Origin of the sequence: Micromonospora trifolii (assembly GCF_022229005.1) — a bacterium.
Taxonomy (GTDB): domain Bacteria; phylum Actinomycetota; class Actinomycetes; order Mycobacteriales; family Micromonosporaceae; genus Micromonospora; species Micromonospora trifolii.
In genome coordinates this window covers 1-23,950 of the sequence record NZ_JAKKFD010000031.1, presented here as the reverse complement: position 1 = coordinate 23,950, position 23,950 = coordinate 1, and the positions used below count along the sequence as shown (strand labels likewise).

Sequence of the window (23,950 nt, the reverse complement as noted above, 5' to 3'; positions counted from 1 at the left end):
CGCGATCAGGAGGTCAGCGGCTCCGGGCCACGAAGCGCCTGCTCGACGGCGTTGCGGACGCGGGCGTCCTCGCGCGCCTTGCGCTGTGCCCGGTTGCGGCGTCGGAACAGGTACGCCCCGACGAGCACGGCGATCAGCACGACGAGCACCAGCACCAGCATCCAGGGCAGGGCCCAGCCGTGCGCGGTGACCTGGACCGGCTTGAGCGCTGTGGTGGAGCCCGAGGCGTCGGTGAGCAGGGGTGTCACTGTCGCGGTCGCGGCCAGCGAGATGGCGGGAGCCACCCCGTGTACGGGGACCGACACGTCCCAGCTCTCACCCGGGAGCAGTTCCGGCGGCGCGGCCACGTCCTCAGCCCGCGCCCGCAGCAGGCCGAACGGGCCCGAGACGCTCACCGCCTGCTTACCGGACAGGGCCGCGTTGCCGACGTTGTGGACCTTGTAGGTGATGGTGGCGTCACCCTTGCTGAACGGGTTGGTCGGTCCGGCGTACGTGACGTGGAGGTTCTCGATCGCGAGGTTCGGCTTCAGCTCACCGCCCACCCGCAACTTGATCCGGATGCCGAGGCGCCGGTCGACGTTGATCCCCTCAGCCTGGTCGGCCTGGGTCAGCGTGGTGAGGATGCCACCGACGTAGTCCCCGGGCGTGGCGTTCTCCGGAACACCGACAGTGAAGGGGACCTGGGCGGTCTTTCCGGGCTGGATCACCACGCTGCCGGCGTTCGGCTTCACCCAGGCGCCGATCGCGATGGACTTCTTGTCCCTGGTGAGCAGGTCGAGCTGGCCGGCGTCGGTGGTGAAGCCGTCGGCCGCGTACACGGAGAGGGTCAGCGGCGCCGGGCCGCGGTTGGCAACGACCATGGCGTCCTCGACGGCACCGCCCGGGTTGACGTTGTAGCTGTAGCTGGACCGGGCCTCGCCGTAGCCGTTGGAGGCCGTCCGGACCGTCCAGGCGACGTTGCCGTCCGCAGCCAGGGCGGGACCGGCACCGACACCGGCGGCCGCGACGACGGCGAGCAGGGAGAGCGCGATGGTACGGAGGGCTGTCTTCCAGCGAGTTACGGACGGTTGCATCTCAAGTCCTTGTGGTGATCTTGGTAGTGGGTGAACCGGTGGCGGGGTAGGCCCCGAAGGTGCCTACCCCGCCGAGTGGAACAGCCCGGTCAGCTGCTCAGTGCGGTGATCGTGAGGGTGGTGCGGTAGCTGCCCTTCGCGATGCTGTCCGGGATCTTCAGGTCCAGGTCAGCGCCGAGCTTGGCGCCGCCACGCGGGTGACCCTGCGCGGCCGCGGCGAGCGCGCTGGAGACCGAGAGGCCCTTGCCCTGGTCGTCGAGGGACGACAGGACCGGGGCACCGGCCTCGGCGCCCGCGCCGGCGTCGAGCACGTACGGGTTCCAACCGAGGTAGGAGCCGGAGAACTTCTTGTCGGAGTCGGAGAAGTCACCGACGTTGGCCGAGATCGACCACGGGGCGAGCGTCCGGCGGCTGTCCGACACGAGGATCGGGTTGATCTTGCCGTTGGCCTGGAAGGAGGTGCCGTTGCGCTCCTGCGCGGTACCCAGGTCGACCAGACCGTTGTAGCCGTCGATCGTCCAGCCGAACTCGCCCGGAGCCGGGTTCGGCACGTTGACCTGGATCGCCTGGCCGTCACCGTGGAACGGGTGCACCGTCACGTTGTCGACGATCGAGCCGACCGGCTGACCGTCCGGGGTGTTGACGCAGGACAGGCCCTTCTCGACGGCCGCGTTCGGCACCGCGCAGGTGCCGCTGCGAACGTTCGCGAGAACCAGCTTGTCGCCACGAACCTGCACCTTGACGTAGCTGCGCACGTGCTCCTGGTTCTGCACGGAGTTGTACCAGTACTTGTTCGCGTCCAGCGGATCCGGGCCGTTGCCACGGATGCCGGTGCCGGTGGCGTCCGGCTTCTTGATGTCGTAGTACTTCGAGCCGGAGGCCGAGTTGGCCGTCACGTAGATGACGCCACCCGGGCCGGGGAACACGTCGGCAGCACCCGGCTTCTCCGCCGGGTTCTCCTTCTGGCCGTTCTTGATGGAGTAGCTGCGCGAGTAGCTGTGGTCGTGGCCCTGGAGCACCATGTCGACGCCGAGGTTGGAGAACGCGGTGGTGAAGTCTTCCCGCCGCTGCTTGTTGTCGGTGTCGGTCGCGTGAGTGGCCGGCGAGTAGATGGAGTGGTGGTAGACCAGCACCTTCCACTTGGCCTCGGAGCCGTGCTTGTTGATGACGTCGGTGACGTACGCGACGTGCGCCGCGTCGCCGCCGGCGGAGCCGTCCGCCGGGTTGACGTAGCTGTTGCTGTTCAGGTCGATGAACAGCACATCCTTGTGGATGAACCAGTAGTCGCCGCCGGACCGGGTCGCCTGGTCCCCGTTGTAGTACGCAGACGAGCGGTCGGTGTTCGGGGTGAAGTGGTGCTGCTCGTAGGACTTGCCGCCGACGTCGTGGTTACCGATGGTGGCGACGAGGGGGATCTGACGCAGCTGGTCGGGGGCCAGGAACGAGGTCCACTGACCCTCGTCGTTGGCGCTCTCGACGTGGTCGCCGGCTGAGACCAGCAGCTCGGCGTTCGGGTTCGCCGCGGTGGCGACCTTCAGGGTGTCCTCCCAGCCGGCCTGGTCCTTCAGCCGGTCACCGGAGGAGCCGATCTGCGGGTCGCCGAAGAACAGGAAGTCGTAGTCGCCCTCGAAGTCCTGCGTCTTGAAGGCGTACGCCGGGGACCAGCTGCCCTCGGCGCCGACCCGGTACGAGTACGCCGTCTTCTCACGCAGGTTGCTGATCGTGGCGTGCCGGTTGAAGCCGGTGGTGGAGGTGTTCGCCGCACCGACGGCGTCGAAGCTGACCGCGCCGGCCGGGAACTCGCCGTTGACGATCTCGGCGGTCGGGGCGAGCTGGATCTTCTGCGCGGTGTCGGCGGAGGAGTACCAGCTCACGATGCGCTGGGTCTCGTTGGCGCCGACGCCGAGGACCACACCGGTGATCGTGGTGGACTCGGCAGCGCTCGCGGTGGCCATCAGGCCACTACCGAGGGCCGCGCCCAAACCGAGGAACCCGGCTGCGACCCCGGCGACCAGGCGCCGCCGCACGAGCGCGGTGGCCCGTGTCGAGGTGCTCAATGTCATCGACATTGTTCCCTTTTCAAATAGAGAAATGGATTGTGCCTTCACCCGACGCTGGGGAAGCAATTCCACGCTTTCGCCGCCCGATGAACCGACCATGAACGTGATCTTGCGAAAGACTGCACTTCACGAACTACTTAGCCCTACTCATGATCCAGAAATGCGCTGCACAAACCAGATCAACCCCATAATGGACACGCCCGCAGAAACAGCCCCGGTCGCCCAGAGGCCAGCTTTCGGCGCACGGCGGCGCAGCACGAACAGCAGCGGGAAGACGACAGCGATAATCGTCAACTGAACGACCTCGATGCCGACGTTGAACACCAGCAGCGACCACAGCAGGGTCCACGACCACGCCTCGTCGATACCCAGGGCGCCCGCGAAGCCCAGGCCGTGCACGAGGCCGAAGCAGAACACCACGCCGAGGCGGATCCAGCCGGCCCGATCCAGGCTGAAGTGACCGCGCCCGGCCGTCTCCAGATCGGCCGCGTGCTCACCACGCCGCCAGATCCCCCACAGGTGCCAACCGGCGACGACGGCGATCGACAACGCGATGATCGGCTCCACGATCACCCCCGGCACCTCGACCAGGCCGAGTGCGGCGAGCATGAACGTCACCGAGTGCGCCAGGGTGAAACTGGTGGCCGCGAGCACGATCTCCCGGAGCCGCCGCGACCCGGCGATGAGCGCCAGCAGGAACAGGATGTGGTCGATCCCGGTCAGCAGATGCTCGGCGCCCAGGAGGAAGAACTCGCCGAACCGCTGGTACCAGGCCTGCGCGGTCGAGAAGGACGGGTTGGCGGAGTCGAGCGCCGCACTGCCCGAACGGCCGTCGATCTCGTAGGTGACGATCGTCTTCGTGCCCTTGACGTAGCCCTCGCCATCCGGGAAGAGGCCGCTGCGCACCACGTGCTCGTCGACCGGCTCCGGGCAGGTCCAGTCGAGCAGCAGGTCCGCGTACGGCACGCCCTCACGCTCGCCGATCGTCGCGTCGCCCACCTGGGTCGGCCGGCAGGCCGCACCCTGGGAACTCACCGAGAACCGGTCGGAGACGTACCCGAGGACCGCCGACGCGTGACTCTTCAGTGCGGCGGCCTGGGCGGCGGTGTCGCCCGCCTCGAACGCGGCGGTTCCCGCCTGGAAGAGCGGGTCGTCGTGGCCGGCATCCGCGGCGGACACGACGAGGAGGTCGTATTCGAGCTCCACCCCGGTCCGAATGTGACCCTCATCTCCCGCTGCAATTTTGGCGTAAACAGTCGACGAGAAGCCGTGCGCGGACGCCGGTTCGGCGCCCAGAAACGGAACCACCGCTGCGGCGAAACCGACAGCGGCGACGATAACGGTACGGCGGATGCGGCCTAACATTCGACTCCCTCGGTTGGCCAGTGCACGTTGCATGTCGTGGGTGAACACCAACCCGCGCACCGACGAACCGCCGGAGAACAACTTCCCCGAACGACCGCCCACCGATTACCGGTGACCGGAATTGAGATAGGAATACGAAGAAGTACGCGCACTTTCCGCCACCACCCGGAGGACGATCACCTTGCGCCCCCCGCTTCGGGCCGTTGCCATGCTGGCCGCGACCGCCGCGCTGGTCACCGCCTGCAACTCCAGCGACGACTGGTCCGAGCCACGTCCGGCGCCCAGCGCCATCGGCACTCTCGGCCCGGGGTTCGTCGACCCCTCCACGAAGCCCGCTCCGGAGGCGACGATCACCCCGCAGCCCGGCTCGTGGGCCGACGTCCACCCGCCGAAGGACTACCGGGTCGTCCTGCTGACCAGCGGTACCGACAACCCGACCAAGGCCGTTGTGACTGCGGTGAAGGAGTGGGCCGACGACGAGCACGTCGACCTGAGGACGATCGTCGTCGGCAATGCGCACGACAGCGTTCCCAACATCGCCAAGGCGATGGAGATGGGCCCGGACCTGATCGTCAGCGCGGGCAACGACCTCATCGACGGGCTCGCGCTGGTCACCCCGAACCACCTGGACGAGAAGTTCCTCGTGGTAGGCGCGGAACTCGCCGAGCCCACCCACAACGTCACAGCTGTCGACTGGGACGGCGCGTCGTTCCGTGGCGAGGGACTCGGCATGTCCTCGACGTACGACCCGAACTCGTTCACCGCCGATCGCTGTGCGGCAGCCATCCGGGCGGGCGTGGCCGCGGTCCTCAACGACCTGACCGGGCTCGTGGTCTGGCTCTGACGCTCGGGCTCCGGCTGGAGCCGCGCGACCCGGCGCGGAGGCGATGCCCCCTCCGCACCGGGCCTGCGGGTCACCCGGCGGAACAGGTGGGAGTCATCCCCGCACCGGTGCCGCTGCCCTGGTAACCGAACTCGGTCGACTGCCCGGCCGCGATGGCGCCGTTGTAGGCGACATTGGTGAACTGAACGGTCCCGGTGCTGCCGCTCCGGTTGGCGCTCCAGACGCTGGTGATGCTGGCACCCGACGGCAGAGTCATGGCGACCGTCCAACCGTTGACCGGCGCGGTGCCTGCGGTCACCCGCACCGTGGCGACGAAACCGCCCGTCCACTGGTTGACCGACACCGTCGCCACACAGCCACCACCGGCCGGAGGCGGGGTGGTCGGAGGGGGCGTGGTCGGAGGCGGCGTGGTCGGAGGCGGCGTGGTCGGAGGGGGCGTGGTCGGAGGGGGCGTGGTCGGAGGGGGCGTGGTCGGGGGCGGGGTGGTCGGCGGCGGGGTGGTCGGGCCGTCAGCCAGGACCGGTGTCGGCCAGTCCCGCCAGTCGGCCAACCGGCCGAGCGCCTTGCTGGAAATTCGGATCACACCCGGCTCGTTGCCCGTCCTCAGCAGGAACTTGCGGATGTTGTTCTGCAACGGGGTACGCCACTCCGAGCGGTTGGCGCAGTGGCTGCCGTCCTGCACGTCGGACCAGTAGGTGATGTTGTCACCGGCGCCGAGCGCCTTGTAGACCTCCGCGCCGCCCAGGGCCGCGACGCTCGCCGACCGGGGGCCGAGGTTGGCGATGTGCGGGTTGTCCATGATGAACAGTCCGCGCGGTGCCACCATCGCGACCATCTCGTGGGTGTCCACCGGGAGCCGGTTGGGGCTACCGGTGAAGGAGCCGAACGCGTCACCCAGCCAGGGTTGCTCCCCGTACGCGCTGCTCAGGCTCTGCGCGCCCTCACCTGGGATGCCCCGGAAGATGGGAACGCCCGCGCTGCCCGATTCGATCGGCATGGTCAGGGCGATGCGCTGGTCGAACACCCCGATCGCGAAGGCGCCCTTGCCGTAACGGGAGCAACCGGTGACGCCCATCGCGTCCGCCTTGAGGATCCTGCCGTCGGACTGCTCGATGACGTCGATGATCCGGCTGACGCCCCAGCCCCAGGCGGCGAGGAGTCCGGTGCTGCTCGATGAGCCGTAGATGCTGTAGAACGCGCCCTGTTTGTTGTTCCGGGGGGTGCCCTCGCGGCCGACCGCCAACGGGTCGTAACTGATCACGGCAGCGCCGGCGGCCTTGATGGTGGCCGTGTCGGCGCCGAACCCGCCGACGACCACGACGGCGGGGAAGGGACCGGTGCCGCTGGGCAACTCGACCCGCGCCGAGAAGCTGGAACTCCTGCCGTTGTGTGCCACGTTGACGGTGACGGTGCTGTTGGACACCGTCCCCGTGACCGTCGCGGGCTTGGCCGGCTTGTCGCCGAAGACGAACTTCTCGGCAAGCTCCCTGATCTCCGCCCGGCGGCAGCGCCAGTCGGACCTGGTGGTGATGGTCGCCCCGTTCAGCTTCTTGAAGGGGTCGGGAAGCTTGGCGTTTGTGGGCAGCGAGCCAAGGTCAGGCAGACCGGACACCGCGCAGTCGGCGCCCTCGTCCTCCACTGCCGCAGCCAGCGGGCCTACTGCGGCCTGAGCGTTCGTCGTTCGGGTTACTACCGATACCGATCCGGCGACCGTGAGCGCTGCCAGCGCCAGCACGACGACCAGGAACCGGGTTCTGGGACGGCCCGAGGGGATGGTCACCAGAGGTCTCCTTCCGAGTTGGTGATCATAGGAAGGGACGAAGCGAGATCAGTGATCACGATTGCCAGCCACGTCAAGCCTGAGTCGACTCATTCGAGAGTGTCAATGTTTTTCCGAAAGTTTCGGCCCCCGAGGGTGGCGGGCACTCCCGCGCTTGCAGTGTTGACCGCGGACGGCGAAGCCACGGGGGTGCCGTCGACGGCCCAGCCAGGCTGGCCAAACCGCCGATGCTGATGGTGAGCCAAGCCGATGTCGTGTCGGAAACATTTCGACGTCCTTCGATCAACAGCGATGGCCAGCGGTCCGGCAGACCGAGGCCTGCGGCCTGGCCAGAGCGATCCGACGCCCGTTACCGGGGGCGCCGAACCGCGAGGAGGGGGACGGAAATTCTGATGATCAACAGTTAGAGTGCGGCCAATACCCCCCCCAACGGAGATGACGTGAACCGCATACCGTCAAAATTCTCGCGCCTCGCCGCGGCGACAGCGCTGCTGGCAACGGCCACCCTCTTCAGCGCCCCACACACGGCGGCTGCCGCCGAGGCGCTGCCCGAGCTGTTCGTCTCGTTCCGCAATGAACCCGTTGCTGAGATCGACCACAACGGCAGAACCGTCGGCATGTACGTCTACAACCACGGCGAGGCCCCGGCGACGGCGGTGACCGTCACCCTGGACCTGAGCAAGGTCTCCGACAGGGTCACCGCGTCCGTGCCGGATCGCAGCGACTGCAAGCTCGCCGACACCACTGTCACCTGCAACGTCGGAGCGCTCAACGCCGGCCGGTTCGAGTCCATCTACCCCCTGACGCTGGCCAGCCGCCCAGGTGCCGCCCCCGGCGACGCCGGCTCGGTCACCGTCACCATCGACGGCGCCGAAGACGACATGGCACCGGGCAACGACACCACCTCGTTCCCGGTCACTGTGGTCCCGTCCGGCCCCGATCTGGTCGCCGCCGCACAGGACCTGAACGACGAGAAGACGCCGGTCGGCCCGGGTGACACCGTCCCGCTGTATGCGGGCGTCGGCAACGAGGGCGACGCCGCCGCCGAGAACTTCACCGTAACGGTCGGTGTTCCCACCGGCGCCACGTTCGCCGAGCGGTACAGCGACTGCACCTACACCGACTACCACCCGGACGACATCGGCAAGCCTTACGTGTACGGGCCCAACGAGGTCACCTGCGCGGTCCCGACGAGCCTCGCGCCCGGCGACGGTCTGCTCTTCTTCGACGACGAGACCGGGACGTCGCTCTTCAACATCAACTTTGGCCGCAACATGGACGGCCCGAGTAAGAACTACGGTGGGGTGCATGTCGCCCTCGCCGGGCAGGAGCGCTCGGCCAAGGGCAGCACCCGCACCAAGGGCACCGGGCCGTCGTTCGCCGAGGCTGTTCGCAAGCTCGCCGCGAAGGGCGCGAAGGGTGACCTCACGCGGCAGCGCGCGGCGCAGGGCGAGCTCGACGAGTCCGACAACCACGTGTTGTTCGGGTTCTGGACCAAGCCGAACACCCTCGACATCTCGGTGACCGCGCCGGCGGTCAAGGGTGCCGTCGGTCAGACGGTCAGCGTCGTCTACGAGGTCGTCAACAACGGTCCCGCCGACGGCCGCGGCCCGACAGTGATCATCACGGCGCCGACCGGAACGGCCCTGGTGCCCAACGTGTGGTGCTGGTCCGACGTCCCCGGGCTGGAATCGCCCAAGCTCGATTGCAACTTCGCGGGCGACTTCGCGGCCACGGCATCCGGTTGGGGCCGCATCAGGTCGACCGTCGAGGTGAAGATCAAGTCCACTCCGGGCACCGACGGCACGATCGTGGCCGGCAGCGACACCTCGGCGTCCGAGTCAAAGCCGGAGAACAACACCGCCCGGATCGTCATCACCAGCGCCACTGCTGGCGGCGGCACTGGCGGCGGTGACGACGAGGGCGGCTCGGGTGGCGGCCTGCCCATCACCGGCGCACCGGCCGCCATGCTCGCCAGCGCCGGTGCGGCAGTGCTTCTGCTCGGCGCCGCGCTGCTCGTGCTGTTCCGCCGTCGACGCGTGGTGTTGCAGATCCCGCGCGACTGATTCAGCAACGGGTGACAGCGGGGGTGGGCCGACGCCGGCCCACCCCCGCTGTGTCACCGGTGTCGAGGCCGCTCACCTCGGCCCGCGGTCCAGGAACTCGTACGTGGTGGTCAGGCCCTCGGGCAGGTCGGGGACGAGGGCGTTGGTGCCGTCGACCACCTGGACGTAACGCTTGCCCTGGAAGATCGAGTAGCTGCCGTCAGGAACCTGATCGATCCGGAAGAGCTGCGTCGAGGCGGCGGCATCACACGCCCGGCCGCGTACGCTGCCCGGCGCGGTGTCGTGCACGACTGTCATGCAGATCGCGTTGGCGCCGGATGCCAGGAGGATCCGGTACCTGTCGCCCTCGGGGCGCAGCACCCACAGCGCGCGGTCGTCGATGCCCTGTTCGGTGGTGGCCCGCACCTGATCGCCGTCGCTGTCGATCGCCAACGTGGCCCCGCGCATACCGGGCAGCACGATCTGAACCTGCCGCCGGCCAGCGAGGATCTCCTGCGGTCCCGCCGAGGCGGTCGCGGACGGGACCACTGGCGGTGCGACAGAGGTGGCCGGACCGACACCGGGCGACTCGACGTCGTCCCGCACCTGCACCAGGGCGGTGCCAGCGGCGAGGGCCACCACGGCCAGCCCCGCGGCGCCGACGACCGTCCGACGCCGCCGACGCCGGTCGCTGCGGTGCCGCAACGTCTGTGCCCCCGGCAGCGTGGTGACTCGCCGGACCTCGTCCACGATCGCCCCGAGATCGTCGCGCGGATCAGCCATGGGAGGTCTCCTCCTGGTGCGCATCGGTCAGCAACCCGGCCATCGCTCTCCGACCACGGGCGAGGTACGTCTTCACCGTTCCGACGGGGGCCTGCATCTCGGCTGCCACCTCCGCGACGCTGAGGTCGTTGAGATGGTGCAGCACAACGGCCCGCCGCTCGTTGGCGCTCAGCCGTTGCAGCGCCTGCAACAGTGCGACGTGGTCCTCGTTCAGTCCGGGCACACCCTGGTCGACAGCGGCGCGGCGGTGTGCGCGTACCCGGTTGAACGCCTTGCGCCAGCTGCTCACAGCGATCCGGGAGGCCACCCGGCGGACCCACGCCTCCGGACTGTCCGTCTCCCGTACCGTCGCCCATCGCTGCCAGGCCCGCATGAACGCCTCGGCCACGGCGTCCTCCGCCTCGGCGCGGTTGCCGGTGAGCGCGTACACGTGACCCACGACCCGACCCGCACAGGCCGCGTAGAGGGCGTCGAACTCTTCGGCGTCACGCATCCGACCGGTGCCCTCCCCTGCCTCGTCCCCTGGTCACCGCCGCATGGAACTCGCCGGGGTGGACCGGTCGCGTCGGCGCGGGGCGAGATTGTGGCCTCTGTCACACCAGGGTGATCAACCTAACGACCTGGTCAGGCGTCATCGTGCCGACCCGGGAGACGCCCGTGGCGGAGAGGACGATGTGCGACGACGGCAACGACGCGCTTTGACAGCCGGCGTACTCGCGACCGCGCTGGTTGCGGCGGGCCTGACCGCCCAACCGGCGAACGCGCAGGAGAAGCCGATGGCCACGGCCCCCGGCGCCCACGGAACCTTCACCCTGATCACCGGGGACCGGGTTTCGCTGGACGCGGCGGGCCGCCCGCAGATCCAGCGCGGGCCGGGTCGGGCCGGCATGCGGTTCGTGAGCAGCCGGGAAGACGGTCACCAGTACGTCATTCCGGTGGACGCGATGCCACTGGTGCGGGACGGGCGGCTCGATCGACGCCTGTTCGACCTCGGCACGCTCGGCGAGTTCGGCTACGACGACCGGGCAGCCGAGTTGCCGCTGCTGGTCGCGTACCCCGAGAACATGGCGACGCGGGCGCGGACCGCGACCACCGGGGGTGCCGGGCGGGTGCGGGCCGATCTCCCGGCCGCGCACGCGCTCGCGGTCCGGGCGGACCGGGACGACCGGGTGACGCTCTGGGCGTCGCTGACCCGGGGTACGTCGTCAGCGCGCACCCTCGCCGCGGGGATCACCCACATCTGGCTGGACGGCAAGCGCAAGGTCTCCCTCGATCGCAGCGTGCCGCAGATCGGTGCCCCGGCGGCGTGGCAGGCCGGTTTCGACGGCACCGGCGTCACCGTCGGCGTGCTGGACACCGGGATCGACGCCAGCCACCCCGACTTCGCCGGCCACCTCGCCGAGGTCCGGGACTTCACCGGCGGCAACGACCCCAGCGACTCGGTCGGCCACGGCACCCACGTGGCGTCGACGATCGTCGGCAGCGGCGCCGCCTCCGGCGGCAGGTATCGCGGGGTCGCGCCGGGGGCGAAGCTGCTCGTCGGCAAGGTCTGCGCCACCACCGAGTGCCAGGACTCGGACATCATCGCCGGCATGCAGTGGCTCGCGCCGCAGACCCGTGTGGTCAACCTGAGCGTGGGCGGCGACGACGCGCCCGGTCTCGACCCGCTGGAGACCGCGGTCCAGGACCTGAGTCATCAGTACGGCATCCTCTTCGTGGTCGCGGCCGGCAACGAGGGGAAGCCGAAGTCGGTCTCCTCGCCGGCCTCCGCCGACGACGCTCTCGCCGTCGCCGCCGTGGACGCCGACGACCAGCGGGCCTACTTCTCCAGCCGGGGCCCGCGCGTCGGCGACAACCACATCAAGCCCGAGATCAGCGCGCCGGGCGTCGACATCGTGGCCGCCGCCCCCGGCGGCGACTACGCCACCATGTCGGGTACGTCGATGGCGACCCCACACGTGGCCGGCACCGCCGCGATTCTCGCCGGGCAGCACCCGGACTGGACCGGGCCGCAGCTCAAGGCCGCCCTGATGGACTCGGCCAAGCCGACCGGCGAGGACACCATCTACGAGCAGGGCGCCGGCCGGGTGGACATCGCCCGCGCGGTCGCCCAGCCGGTCGCCACCGACATCGCCGCCATCGACTTTCCGGTGCAGCGCTGGCCGCACTCCGACGACAGCCCGATCACCCAGGTCGTCGGCTACCGCAACACGGGCACCGCGCCGGTCACCCTGACCCTGGCCATCGCTCCGGCCCCGGCCGGCATGCTCACGGTCAGCCCGGCCACGCTCGTGGTGCCGGCCGGCGGCCGCGCCGAGGCGACGATCACTGTGGACACCCGGGTGAACGCCCCGGACGGCGTCTACCAGGGGGCGCTGACCGCTACCGGCGCCGGCGACCTGCGGGTACGGACGCCCTTCGTGTTGAACCGTGAGATCGAGAGCTACGACGTACGGCTCAACCACACCGGACGCGACGGTAAGCCGGCCACCGAGTACACGACAGTGGCGGCGAACCTGACCACCGGCGAGTTCAGCACCCTCCCCGCGACACCGGGCGGTGGCGTCCTGCGGCTGCCCAAGGGTCGGTACGCGCTGTACAGCACCATCCACGAGGGCGCCGTGTCGACGCTGCTCGCACAGCCGGTCCTGGACGTACGCGGCCCGGTCACCGAGGCCGTCGACGCCCGCAACGCCAAGCCGGTCGCGTTGACAGTGCCGCAGCACGACGCCGCGCCGATCTCGATCAACGTGAGCGCCAACTGGGACGACGGCATGCGTTACCCGGGCGTCCAACTCAGCGGAGCGTCCTTCACCGACGTCTTCTTCGGCCGGCTCGGGCCCGCCGTCACGGCGCCCGAGTTCACCGCGACGCTGGGCGTCGGGCTCGCCCGACCGGGCAGGGACGGCACCTTCCGGAACAGCCCCTACACCTACGACCTGGCGTACGTCGACAAGGGCGACATGTTCACCGGCCTGACCAGGAAGCTGTCGCCAAAGAACCTGGCCACCGTCCGGGCGACCTACCGGAGCCAGTCCACGACGGCGACGGCCACCCGGTTCCACCGCGCGTCGGCGCCCGGAGGCGCTGGTCCGATCGGGTCGAACACGCCTGTCGACCTGCCGTTCAAGGGCACCGAGTACTACAACACCGACGGCGGCATCGTCTGGACGTCCACGTTCATCGAGGGGGACACCCTCACGACGCAGGATTCGACGTTCAAGTCGGGGCGCACGTACAACCAGACCTGGAACGCGGCGCCCTTCGGGCCCACAGTGACCCAGGCACCGACCCTGTCACCCCTGGGGTACGCGGGCCGCGACGGCGACACCATCTCGATCGCGTCGTTGCCACTGTTCGGCGACGCGGCCGGTCGCCCCGCGAGCCGCGACGACCGGCCGGTGCGGTTCCGGCTGCTGCGTGACGGTAAGGAGATCGGCACCTCGGACAGCCCGTGGGCCGAGTTCGCGGTGCCCGCCGGGAAGGCCACCTACCGGCTGGAGGCGGCTGTCACCCGGGAGGCTCCGGACACGCTGTCGACGTCGGTCGCGGCGGCCTGGACCTTCACCTCGGCGCACACCGCGTCACCGGAGCGGTTGCCCCTGACGACGGCTCGGCCGACGCCAGTGCTCGATGACACCAACACGGCACGCGCGGGCCGGATCATGCCGATTCCGGTGACGCTGGATCGGCAGGCCGGTTCGAAGGCAGCGCCCAACCGCACGCTCGGTGTGTCCGCGTCGTTCGACGACGGTCGTACGTGGGTCGCGTTGCCGGTGCTCCGGAACGTCGCGCTGATCAGTCATCCGCGACGGGCCGGATTCGTCTCTCTGCGGCTGACCGCCACCGACACCGCCGGCAACACTGTCACGCAGACGATCCAGCGGGCCTACCGGATCGCCTGACGCATCGCTCGGTCCGGGGTGGCGGCTGCTGGAGCCGCCACCCCGTACCAGATCCGAGTGCCTCAGGCGGTGAGGGCACCGTCGATGGCGATGGACGCGCCGCTGATGAAGGTGGCCTCGTCGCTGAGCAGGAACGCGGTGAGCGCGGCGACCTCGTCGGACGTGCCGGCGCGTCCGGTCGGCTGCGCCGACAGGTAGCGCTCCGCGATCTCCGGGGCCTGGCTGACCACACCCTGCCAGAGCGGCGTGTCGATCAGACCGGTGACCAGGGCGTTGACCCGCACACCGGAGCGCGCCACATCGTGGGCCGCCGAGCGGGTCAGCCCGATGACGCCGTGCTTCGCCGCGTTGTAGGCGGCCTGGGTCCCGTCACCCTTCACGCCGGAGACGGAGGCGTTGTTGACGATCGCGCCACCGCCGGAGGCGATGATCGCCGGGAGCTCGTACTTGAGGCCGTAGAAGACGCTCGTCAGGTTGAGGGCGAGCGACCGGTGCCAGTTGTCGCTGTCGGTCTCGCGCACGCTGGCCATCGGGCCACCGCCGGCGTTGTTGAACGCGCCGTCCAGCCGCCCGTACTCCGTCACCGCGGCGTCGACGAGCCGCGCCATGTCCTCCTCGACCGTCACGTCGGTGGGCACGAAGAGAGCGCTGCCGCCCGCGTTCCTGATCTGCGCGGCGACCTCCTCGCCCCGGTCCTTGTCCCGGGCGCCGATGACGACGCGGGCCCCTTCCGTGGCCGCCCGCTGCGCGAACGCCAGGCCCATGCCCTGCGTACCGCCGGTCACGACCAGCACCTTTGCTTCCAACCGTCCAGACATCTCGTCTCACATCCACTTCGACAGGTGAGCCGCCACGGGGCCCGCAGGGCTCTTCGTGAGACGGAACGCTAGCCCTTTCTGGAACGTTCGACAAAGTAACGACACTCACAAGTGCTGTCTCTGTCGGCGCAGATTCCCCTCAATTGCCGGAAAGCTGCGGATCCTGGCGCCTGCATTGCCCCACCCGAGGGCTGTAATCGCAGGCACATTCTTTGGTGGTCGTTCCACAAAGTCGTTAGCGTTGGGCGGGTCGCACGAATCCGCGCAAAACACTCTTAAGGAACAGCCATGCCCACAGGTCGCACCGCCCCGGAGTCCCAGCGGTGGAAGGCCCTGTTGTTCATCTCCATCGCTCAACTGATGGTGGTGCTCGACGGGGCGGTCATGAACATCGCGCTCCCCTCGGCCCAACAGGCGCTGCACTTCACGGACGGGAGCAGGCAGTGGGTGGTGACCTCGTACGGCTTGGCCTTCGGCGGCCTGCTGCTGGTCGGCGGCCGGATCGGTGACATGGTCGGGCGTAAGCGCACCTTCCTGATCGCGCTGGCCGGCTTCGCGATCGCCTCGGCGATCGGCGGCCTGGCCGTCAACGCGGCGATGCTGCTGCTCGCCCGGGCACTACAGGGTGTGTTCGCCGCCCTGCTCGCGCCGGCGGCGCTCTCGTTGCTCTCCCTGTCCTTCACGCAGCCGAGGGAACGTGCGAAGGCGTTCGGCGTGTTCAGCGCGGTCTCGATCGCTGGCGGCGCTGTCGGCCTGATCGTGGGAGGGCTGCTCACCCAGTACCTGAACTGGCGCTTCGCGATGTTCGTCCTCGTGCCGATCGCGGTCATCGGGATCCTGGGAGCCAGTCGCACGGTCCACGACGACGGCGAGCGGCACCGCGCCCGGCTCGACCTCCCCGGAGTCCTGCTGGCCAGCTCCGGACTCGTCGGCCTCGTCTACGGGTTCGGTGTCGCCGAGAGCCATGGATGGTCGGCGGGTGTGACCATCGGATCGTTCACCGCCGGGGTGGTGTTGCTGGCGACCTTCGTCGTGGTGCAGGCGCGGGTCGCGTCTCCGCTGTTGCCACTGCGCGTCCTGACCGAACGCAACCGTGCCGCCGCGTACCTCTCGGTCGGCCTCGCGATCGTCAGCATGTTCGGGATGTTCCTCCTGCTCAGTTACTACTTCCAGCAGGTCAAGGGATGGTCGCCGGTGATGGCCGGTCTGGCGTTCATGCCGATGGCCGTGCCGCAGGCGATCGGGGCCACGCAGATCGGCGCTCGACTCGCGCACCGGATCGCCCCCCGGCCGATCATGGTCGGTGGTTACCTCGTCACCGCTGTCGGTCTGGTGCTGCTCGCGTCGCTCAACGCGGACAGCAGCTTCCCGGAGATCGCGTTCGCCGAAGCCGTGATCGGGCTCGGCATCGGCACCGCCTTCATGCCCGCGATGAGCATGTCCACCCACGGCGTCGAGCCGAAGGACGCCGGTGTCGCCTCCGCGATGATCAGCTCGTCGCAGCAGGTCGGCGGGTCGATCGGCACCGCCCTGTTGAACACCATCGCGACCAGTTCGGCCGCCACCTACCTGGTCGCGCACGGTGGCCCGGCGGCGCAAGCCCAGGAGCGCAACGAGGCGCTGATGCACGGCTACTCGGTCGCGTACTGGGTCGCCGTCGCCTTTGTGGTCGCGGCAGCAGTGGTCTCCGTGGCAATGGTGAACGCCGGCGCTCCGAAGCACGTCCCGGCCCCGACGGACGCCCTCGGGGACGTCACCCCGGTGCCCGTGCACTGATCGCTGGCGCGCGGTCGATCCGGCGCGGTGACCGAGGACACGGTGCAACGACTCCGCTGAGAGGGTGGAATCAGAGGTGTGAGCAGAGAAGGCACCGGCGAGTGACGTCGTGAGGTCCACTCTTTCGGCCCGCGATCCGGGTTCGTCCAGCGCCGGCACGACGCCCCCCGCGGCGAACGAACCGGTTCGGGTTACGACCGCCCACCGGCAGCGCTGGGCGGTGCAGACCATGGCTGTCGCGCCCGACGACCAGGTGCTGGAGATCGGCTGTGGTCGCGGGGCTGCCATCTCCCTGGTCGCCGGCCAGCTCACCACCGGCCGGATCGTCGCCATCGACAGCGCCGCGACGATGGTGCGGCTGGCGACCCAACGGAACCTCAGCCACATCGACGCCGGCAGAGCCGAGATCCGGCGAGCCGGGTTCGAGTCGGCCGACCTTCCGACCGACCACTTCACCAAGATCTTCGCGGTGAACGTCAGCCTCTTCTGGTTGGGCGACGCGGCGCAGCAGATCGCTCGGATGCGCAGTCTGCTGGCACCGGGAGGGCGGCTCTACGTCTTCGGCGAGCGACCCACCGAAGCGCACGCCACAGCGAACCTCACAGCTACCGAACTGCTGCTCGAAACCCAGGGTTTCGCCACGACCACGTCGAGCGCGACCCGTGGTCGGGGCCACGTGCTGACCTGCGTGACCGGCACGCCGACCCGGTGAACCCGCTGATCGCCGCGTTGACATGAGCCGGGCGGGCTCGGCGTGACGCCGAGCCCGCCCGTTCCGGATCAGTCGAGCATGATCAATCGTGTCAGCGCTGCAGGGTCAGCAGACCCGGCCGGTACGGCAGGAGGCCGTAGTCGACGCCGTCGGAGCTGGGGGAACGCCCCTGGTAGAGCAGTTGCAGGTTGCAGGCGTCGACGGTCATCGTCTGGTCGGCGTTGGTGCGCAGCAGCTCACCGTGGCTGATGTCGTTGGTCCAGGTCGCACCGCTGTTGACCTTGCCCGCGAACGGGTTGCTCTGGGTCGCGGCCTGCGGCGTCCACGAGCCGTTCAGGCTGGTCGCCGTGAACGAACGGAAGTAGCGGCCCGTCGAGCCGATCGCCTCGACGATCATGAGGTACTTGTTCAGACCCTGGAGCTTGTAGACCTGAACGGCCTCGAACAGGTTGTTCTGCGTGTCGCTCATGATGGTCGTGTAGCTACTGCCGAAGTTGCCCGGGAAGTTCCCGATCGGCATGCTGGCCCGGTAGATCTTGCCGTTGTCGCCGGCGAAGAAGAGGTACATGTTCGTACCGTCACCGATGATCGTCTGATCGATCGGACCGGTGCCGGAGCCGGTGATGCTGCCGGTGAACAGCGGCTGCGCTGCGGACCAGCCGTTCGCGTTGGTGGGGTTGGTCGAGGTCCGGTAGGAGAACGCCGTGCCACCCCACTGGTAGGTGAGCACCCAGATGTTCTTCGGCGCGAAGTAGAAGAGCGACGGCGCGACAGTCCCGGAGTTCATCGTGTTCTGGGTTGCCGAGGCCATCTGCGAGTAGTTCGAGAAGAGGCTGAAGTTCATCGAGCCCCAGCTGCTACCGAAGTCGTGCGTGGTGGCGTAGACCAGCTGCTGGCCGTTGTACGGGGCGACTGTGAAGTCCTTCAGCGACACCCAACCCGACTTCGGGTTCGCCAACACCCCGGTGGAGGACCACCGGTACGTCGAGGGAAGGTCGCACGTGCCGCCCGGCGGCGGAGTCGTCGTCGGCGGCGGCGTGGTTCCGTCGACGCGGACGAACTGCCACTGCTGGTTGGTGCCGTTCCAGTCGTCGTACTGCACGATGTTTCCGCCGTCGGCGGTCGAGGCGCCCTGCACCTCCATCACCTTGTTGCTGTTCCGGTTGATCAACCGGACGTAGCCGCTGTCCGAGTCGGCCAGCCGGAACTGCTGGTTGGTGCCATTGAGGTCACTCCACTGCACGATGCTGCCACCGTTGGCGGTCGAGAAGCCCGAGACGTCCAGCACCTTGCCGGACAGCCGCGACTTCACCCGGTAGTAGCCACCACCGGAGTCGACGAACTGCCACTGCTGCTGGTTGCCGTTGTTGCGGGCCCACTGGGTGATCCGGGCACCGTCGTTCGTGGCCAGGTTGTAGACGTCCAGGGCCTTGCCGCTGTTGCGATTGACCAACACGTACCACGCGTTCGTGTCGACCGACGCCGCAGCGGCGGGAGACGACACCACAGCTACGGCGGCACCACCGACCATCAACGCCGCCGCGCTGGCGGCGAGGATGCGGGGCAACCACCAACGCCGCCGCGACGGCGTTGCGATCGATGGAGACCTATCGAGGGCAGACATGATCCTCCTCCAGTGACCAAGAGCCGAACGGCCTGCCCGAGGGTGGGCGTACCGCGACGCGTGGCCGAGCGCGCAGGCGTCAGAAAGTTAGCGTTAACAAGACGCCGGCGAGCGATGGCGCACGCCTGATTCGAGATCGACGAGGCAGGGCTTGCCCGGAAAGCCAAGGTGTCGTCGTCCTTAGGCATCGACTGTGAGCGATAACATGCCGTTCGTCAAGACGTAATGTGCTGGGAACATCAGCCGCTGCCGAGCTGCGGATCTTGGGGCAAAACCTCTTGAGCCGCATTCCCGCAGGCATCGCCCCAGATCCCCGGCGAGGACCACCGCCGAGCCCTTGAGGAGGCTCCGCGGGCGCGTTAACATCGACGACTGCCCATTGCCGACGGCGCCGGTGACTTCAGGCGTCGGGGTACGTCCGACTCAGACCGCGCCTCGATCGACCATGCTGAACGTGGTGATCAGCGGGGCGTCGCCGAGAAACTCGACGAAGATCTCCCTCTTGGTCGGGCTCCACTGCACCGGGCCGTACTCCTCGCTGATGATGGCGTAGGAGGGGCGCCCCTTGTCGTCCTTGCCGTCACGGGATATCGCGAACACTGTCGCCTTGGTCGGCCGACAGTCGGCTCCCACGAGCGACTTGTTCCCCTCAGAATCGAGCTTGACCCCGAGGCACGGGCGGTGGGCGATCTCCGGGTTGACGGACTTGATCATGTAGTCGACACCAACCGGCTCGAGCACGAAGAGCGCGTCCTTGCCGGTCCCGTCGCCGACCTCGAGCTCGCCGTGAGACGGCAGCGACAGGTCACGGTCGATCTCCACCACGTGCAGCAGGAATCGCCGCTGACCGGCCAGCATGGCCCCGGTGGGGTCCACACTTGTCGACGGTGAGGCGGACGGCTTGCCCGATGCTGGCGTGGATGCGGTGGCCGCCGGCCCGCTGGTTGCCGGGCTACCGCTCGGCGTCGAGCCGGCCAGATTCGGTTTGGACTGCCCCCGCAGCAGTTGCGGGCCGAACATGAAAGCGGGCACGAGCACCGCGATCACCGCAGCAGTCGCCCCCAGCGCGGTGAACCATCCCCGCCTGCGTGAACCCGCGCCACCGCCCGTGGTCAGACCCGGCGGCACCGACCCTGCGCCCCTTTCATCACCACCGGCAACGGGCGACGTACTCCTCGGCGGCGTCGCGCCCAGGAGTTGGGCCGGCCCTCCGGCACCCACCGGAGGCGCTGCGGTCAACAACCCGTCGAGCAACTCCCGGGCGGTGGGCCGGGCAGCTGGGTCCTTCTCCAACGCCCGGGAGACCAACTCCCGCAACGGCCCGCCGAGCCCGGTCAGGTCCGGCGGCTGAGTGAGGATCCGCATCGCGGTCGCTGTGGCGGAGTCGCCCCCGAACGGGCTGCGGCCGGTCGCGGCATACGCGACCAGGGCCCCCCAGGCGAAGATGTCGGCGGCCGGGCCCGTCGGACGGCCGGAAGCCGTATCGAACCGCTCCGGAGCCATGTACGAGACGGTCCCGACCATCTGGTTGGTCCGGGTGTGCTGGCTCGTCGCCTCGAACGCTCGGGCGATGCCGAAGTCGATGACCTTGATTCCTCCCGGTGCAACCAGGACGTTCGCCGGCTTCAGGTCGCGGTGGATCACCCCGGCACCGTGGATGGCAGTGAGCGCGGTGGCCACCCCGACAGCGATGCTGTGCAGCCGCGCCGCCCCCAACGGCCCCTGCTGTCGGATCACCTCGGCCAGACTGGGGCCGTCGACGTACTCCACCACCAGATACGGCGGGTCATGGTCCGGGTCGGCGTCCAGGACCTCGGCCGTGCAGAACGGTGGAACCTGGCGGGCGCGGTTCACCTCACTACGGAACCGACCCCGGAACTCCTCGTCGTGGGAGAGGTCCGCACGGACGACCTTGACGGCCACCAGCCGCCCCTGCGGCGAACGGGCCAGGAAGACACTGCCCATGCCCCCGTCGCCGAGCCGGTCGAGCACCTCGTACCCACCGAGGCGTGCCGGGTCACCGGGACGCAACCTGTCGCTCACGCCGGATGCCCGCAGACAGCGACCACCGCGCGAACCGTTCCGCCCATCACCCGTTCCCCTTAGGTCACTCCGACGCCGGCCGCAGCCTATCGTCCGCGCACCGAACCCGGTCGATGCCGTCCGGGGAGTGGGCTCCGACCGGAGCTTGTCGCGTCGTCGCGTCCGGCGCCACCGAAGCCCTTACCGCTTCGCTGCCCAGAAGACATAGACAGCGCCGTACGGCACGGCCGCCGTCTCGCCGTCGGTGCAGGCGCCGGCCGGGGCGACGCCACCCGACGTCAGGAGACGGCTGATGTACGCGACGTTGCTGAGAATGCCGGTGCCGGTGTGGGTGTCCACGGTCAGCAGCAGCTCGGGGACCGTCCCCGGTCGCGGGCTCTCCGCGGTCTTCTTCGCCGTGATCAGTGAGCCGTCCCGCTCCGACTGCCAGCTCGGGCCCCTGAAGTGATGGACCCGGCCGCCGGTGCCGACCAACTGGGCCTCCGGCACCGATCCGCCGGTGAACACGCCGCCAGCACAGGTGTAGGTCTGAGTTCCGCGAGTGACGACGTACGCACCAACGGGGCGTGATCCCGCCGGTGGCTTGATTGTCGTGGCGATGCGCGGGATGTCGACCCGGCGTGCGTCGGCGCCCACAGCAGTCGGCGCGGCCACCTCGGCAGCGGACGCGTGCTGGGTCACCGCGCCGACCGCCGCCACGACACCGGCCATGCCGACGACGGCAACCGCTCGGACCCGCGAGTGAAACGTGCTGAGCATGCGATTCCTCCGTCTCAGGCAGGCGCACCTACGCCCACTTTCTCCTGCACGGACAGCATGCGTAGAACGATCAAAATCGCGCCCGATTTGAACGACCATTCACCTGGCGGAGGTGCCGGCGGGTGGTCGGATCACCGGCGATCCGACCACCCGGCGCGACCGTACGAGCTATCGGCGGCTCCACTGCTGGTTGGTCTGGCCGGTGCAGGTCCAGAGGACGAGCTTCGTACCGTTGCCCGTACCCACGTTGGAGGGATCCAGGCAGAGGCCGGACTGCACACCGGTGATGGTGCCGTTGGCGTTGACGTTCCACTGCTGGTTCGTTCCGCCGTGGCAGTCGTAGATGGTGACCAGGGTGCCCGGCGAAGTGCCGTAGCCGGCGGCGTCGAGGCACTTGTTGCCGTACACGGTCAGCGTCTTGCTGCTCGTGTAGGTCCACTGCTGGTTGGTGCGGCCGTGACAGTCCCACAACTGCACCTGGGTGCCGTTGGTGGTTGAAGAGCCGGGGACGTCGACGCAGCGCCCGGACAGGGCGCCCACTATCGCGGTGGTCTGCCCGCTGCCGCTCCCCGGGTTGCCGATGCTGCCGGGCACCGACTGCAACGCGCTGTACCAGCGGGCAGCCATCTTGTCGTAGCCGCCGGACGTGGGGTGGATGCCGTCGATCAGGTCGGCGGTGGTGAGTGCGCTGTGCATGTCGACCAGGCGTACCCGCTTGCCGGCGTTCACCTTGCTCTGCACGATGCCGGGGATCGCCGCGTTGAAGGTGCGTGCGGCCGCCTCCTGGTTGCTGTTGGAGAGCGGGATGATCTGCGCGACGAACACCTCTGCGGTGGGAGCCGTGGTGGTGATCCGGTCGATCAGGGTGGAGAGCCGGTTCGGCGCGGTGCTCACGTTGTAGTTCTGAAGGATGTCGTTGGTCCCGATGTGCAGCAGGACGGTCTGCGGCCGTTGGGTGTTCAGCCAGCCGACGATGTTCGCGTCGATCTGGTCGATGCGCCAGCCGGGATGCCCCTGGTGGTCGTGGTCACCCAGGCTGGCCGGCCCGTTGAACTGCGACCCGACGAAGTCCACCGTGTACCGACCGTTGACGAGGCGCTGCCAGAGCCCGATCCGGTACCCGCCCGGCACCTGGGTGCCCTCGGTGATGGAGTCGCCGAGAGGCATGACTCGCACCCCGCCGTTGGATTCCGCATTGGCCGGGCCGGTCGAGGTCAGCACCCCGGCGAGGACAACACCGAGGGCGGCAGTCGCCGCGAGCCATCTTGCCCTCGTTCGCATAGATTTCTCCCCTGCAGTGGTAGTGCTGACCGAGGAGTCAGGCCGTCGCGACCGTCGCCACATCGGCATGACGATGCCGTCGCAGCACTGGGACGGATTGTTAACGCTAACAGCGATTCCTGTAAATTCTTGTCGCTGTTGTGGCCCACGTCAAGCGCCAGCCGCCCGGGCGTCCTGGCGGGCGCGCGGATCGTCTCCGACTCCAGCAGGCGCATGAGGACTGCGGCGGCCCGCGTCGTCGGCCGACCACTCGCCGTCGTGCCGCTTGCCCCTGGCCTCGGTGAGCCGAGCGAGTGATCCACTCCGCTTCCCTGAAGTCGGGGTGTCCGGGCCCCAGGGATACCCCGACTTCAAGAAAGACGAGTGGATCATGCCCGGCGCGCCGGGAAGTGTCGTTAGGGCGCATGGTGCTGCTGGGGTGCCAGTGACACGTACGTCGAATGTAGGCTTTTTTCGCATAAGACCGTTTGATGTGAGGATCGCTCGACTACCTTCGCCTTGGTGGCGGCAACCGATTTGTCGCCTTCTGCACCGACTGTGACGTGCGGAAACTGGTGTACGGAGAAGGGCTAGGTAGCTCGATGTCCAACCATCTGCACCCGAACATGAGGGAAGTAGCGGCAGGTCAGGCAAGTCCGCCGAAGCGGCGCCGGGCCCGCTGGCTCGTCGCCGGGGTGGCCGGGTTGACCGGAGTGGTCGGTCTGGCCGCCTTCACCTCGGCGGGAGTGAGCGGAGCGGCCGGGAAGAGCGGCAGCAACCCCTCCAACGCCGGAACGCAGGTTGTCGCCGACGGCAGCCGGAGCAACGGCGACGACCACGGAGGCCAGGACCCGGGCGGCCGCGACGGCAAGGACCACAAGAACCGGTGAACCTCGCCGTGCTGCGCCACCCGGCCGCCGCCGTCCCGCCGTTGCTGCGGACGCTTGTGCGGTCGGTCGCCCTGCCACAGGCGGCCGCCCCCAGGACGAGTCCGGCGGCGGGCGACCGGCTGAGCGGTGCCCCCCCCGCCGAGGGGCGGGCGGGGGACACCGCACAGCGCGGCGACCCGGTGGCAGCCGGTCGCGCACGCGCCACAGCCCAAC

Annotated in this window: 18 protein-coding genes; 7 read left to right on the top strand and 11 right to left on the bottom strand. The window is 69.0% G+C overall.

Annotated elements, in window-relative coordinates; translation table 11 throughout:
• Positions 1–5: 5 nt before the first annotated feature.
• From NIE79_RS19965 to NIE79_RS19955, 3 genes are all read right to left on the bottom strand, one after another.
• Entirely contained in the window at positions 6–1,073 is a 1,068-nt protein-coding gene (locus NIE79_RS19965; protein ID WP_238680005.1) for a WxL protein peptidoglycan domain-containing protein, read from the bottom strand.
• 89 nt (positions 1,074–1,162) lie between these two features.
• Positions 1,163–3,136 carry a purple acid phosphatase family protein gene (locus NIE79_RS19960; protein ID WP_238680004.1) on the bottom strand — a complete coding sequence of 658 codons (1,974 nt, stop codon included), beginning with the start codon at positions 3,134–3,136 and terminating at the stop codon, positions 1,163–1,165.
• A gap of 144 nt (positions 3,137–3,280) precedes the next feature.
• A complete protein-coding gene (locus NIE79_RS19955; protein WP_238680003.1) occupies positions 3,281–4,339 on the bottom strand; it encodes a HupE/UreJ family protein in 1,059 nt (352 codons plus the stop codon).
• A gap of 340 nt (positions 4,340–4,679) precedes the next feature.
• On the opposite strand from NIE79_RS19955, the gene NIE79_RS19950 reads away from it, so the two are divergent.
• Complete coding sequence (locus tag NIE79_RS19950; protein WP_238680002.1) at positions 4,680–5,342, top strand: type 1 periplasmic-binding domain-containing protein; 663 nt, start codon at positions 4,680–4,682, stop codon at positions 5,340–5,342.
• 70 nt (positions 5,343–5,412) lie between these two features.
• Here NIE79_RS19950 and NIE79_RS19945 read toward each other — a convergent pair whose 3' ends face one another.
• Positions 5,413–7,122 carry a glucuronyl esterase domain-containing protein gene (locus NIE79_RS19945; RefSeq protein WP_238680001.1) on the bottom strand — a complete coding sequence of 570 codons (1,710 nt, stop codon included), beginning with the start codon at positions 7,120–7,122 and terminating at the stop codon, positions 5,413–5,415.
• Positions 7,123–7,562: 440 nt separating this feature from the next.
• Here NIE79_RS19945 and NIE79_RS19940 point away from each other — a divergent pair, with 440 nt between their 5' ends.
• A complete protein-coding gene (locus NIE79_RS19940; RefSeq protein ID WP_238680000.1) occupies positions 7,563–9,188 on the top strand; it encodes an LPXTG cell wall anchor domain-containing protein in 1,626 nt (541 codons plus the stop codon).
• A gap of 72 nt (positions 9,189–9,260) precedes the next feature.
• Here the strand turns inward: NIE79_RS19940 and NIE79_RS19935 are convergent, their stop codons facing one another.
• Both NIE79_RS19935 and NIE79_RS19930 read right to left on the bottom strand, forming a co-directional pair.
• Positions 9,261–9,950, bottom strand: a complete 690-nt coding sequence (locus NIE79_RS19935) for an RICIN domain-containing protein (protein ID WP_238679999.1) — start codon at positions 9,948–9,950, stop codon at positions 9,261–9,263.
• The gene (locus tag NIE79_RS19930) at positions 9,943–10,443 is read right to left on the bottom strand and encodes a sigma-70 family RNA polymerase sigma factor (RefSeq protein WP_091396991.1); all 501 of its coding nucleotides are present in this window, start codon (positions 10,441–10,443) and stop codon (positions 9,943–9,945) included. Before NIE79_RS19930 ends, NIE79_RS19935 begins: the two co-directional genes overlap by 8 nt.
• A 283-nt stretch (positions 10,444–10,726) precedes the next feature.
• Between NIE79_RS19930 and NIE79_RS19925 the strand changes: the two genes are divergently transcribed.
• Positions 10,727–13,855 (top strand): S8 family peptidase, encoded by a 3,129-nt coding sequence (locus tag NIE79_RS19925; protein ID WP_238679998.1) that lies wholly within the window; start codon positions 10,727–10,729, stop codon positions 13,853–13,855.
• Between the two features lie 62 nt (positions 13,856–13,917).
• Here NIE79_RS19925 and NIE79_RS19920 read toward each other — a convergent pair whose 3' ends face one another.
• The gene (locus NIE79_RS19920) at positions 13,918–14,673 is read right to left on the bottom strand and encodes an SDR family NAD(P)-dependent oxidoreductase (protein WP_238679997.1); all 756 of its coding nucleotides are present in this window, start codon (positions 14,671–14,673) and stop codon (positions 13,918–13,920) included.
• A gap of 288 nt (positions 14,674–14,961) precedes the next feature.
• On the opposite strand from NIE79_RS19920, the gene NIE79_RS19915 reads away from it, so the two are divergent.
• Both NIE79_RS19915 and NIE79_RS19910 read left to right on the top strand, forming a co-directional pair.
• Entirely contained in the window at positions 14,962–16,449 is a 1,488-nt protein-coding gene (locus NIE79_RS19915; protein ID WP_238679996.1) for an MFS transporter, read from the top strand.
• A 229-nt stretch (positions 16,450–16,678) separates the two neighbouring features.
• Positions 16,679–17,161 (top strand): class I SAM-dependent methyltransferase, encoded by a 483-nt coding sequence (locus NIE79_RS19910; protein ID WP_238679995.1) that lies wholly within the window; start codon positions 16,679–16,681, stop codon positions 17,159–17,161.
• Between the two features lie 91 nt (positions 17,162–17,252).
• Here the strand turns inward: NIE79_RS19910 and NIE79_RS19905 are convergent, their stop codons facing one another.
• The 4 genes from NIE79_RS19905 to NIE79_RS19890 form a co-directional block, all read right to left on the bottom strand.
• Positions 17,253–18,785: a non-reducing end alpha-L-arabinofuranosidase family hydrolase gene (locus NIE79_RS19905; protein WP_238679994.1), complete on the bottom strand. Its 1,533-nt coding sequence runs from the start codon at positions 18,783–18,785 to the stop codon at positions 17,253–17,255.
• A 423-nt stretch (positions 18,786–19,208) separates the two neighbouring features.
• Positions 19,209–20,828 carry a serine/threonine protein kinase gene (locus tag NIE79_RS19900; protein ID WP_238679993.1) on the bottom strand — a complete coding sequence of 540 codons (1,620 nt, stop codon included), beginning with the start codon at positions 20,826–20,828 and terminating at the stop codon, positions 19,209–19,211.
• A 180-nt stretch (positions 20,829–21,008) separates the two neighbouring features.
• On the bottom strand, positions 21,009–21,587 hold the full coding sequence (locus NIE79_RS19895; RefSeq protein WP_238679992.1) for a DUF3455 domain-containing protein: 579 nt from the start codon (positions 21,585–21,587) through the stop codon (positions 21,009–21,011).
• A 168-nt stretch (positions 21,588–21,755) separates the two neighbouring features.
• Positions 21,756–22,868, bottom strand: coding sequence for a ricin-type beta-trefoil lectin domain protein (locus NIE79_RS19890; RefSeq protein WP_238679991.1), 1,113 nt, complete (start codon positions 22,866–22,868; stop codon positions 21,756–21,758).
• A 581-nt stretch (positions 22,869–23,449) separates the two neighbouring features.
• Here NIE79_RS19890 and NIE79_RS19885 point away from each other — a divergent pair.
• Both NIE79_RS19885 and NIE79_RS19880 read left to right on the top strand, forming a co-directional pair.
• A complete protein-coding gene (locus tag NIE79_RS19885; protein WP_238679990.1) occupies positions 23,450–23,737 on the top strand; it encodes a hypothetical protein in 288 nt (95 codons plus the stop codon).
• The coding region (locus NIE79_RS19880) for a hypothetical protein (protein WP_238679989.1) at positions 23,734–23,950 on the top strand (217 nt) is incomplete at its 3' end. The genes NIE79_RS19885 and NIE79_RS19880, both read left to right, overlap by 4 nt.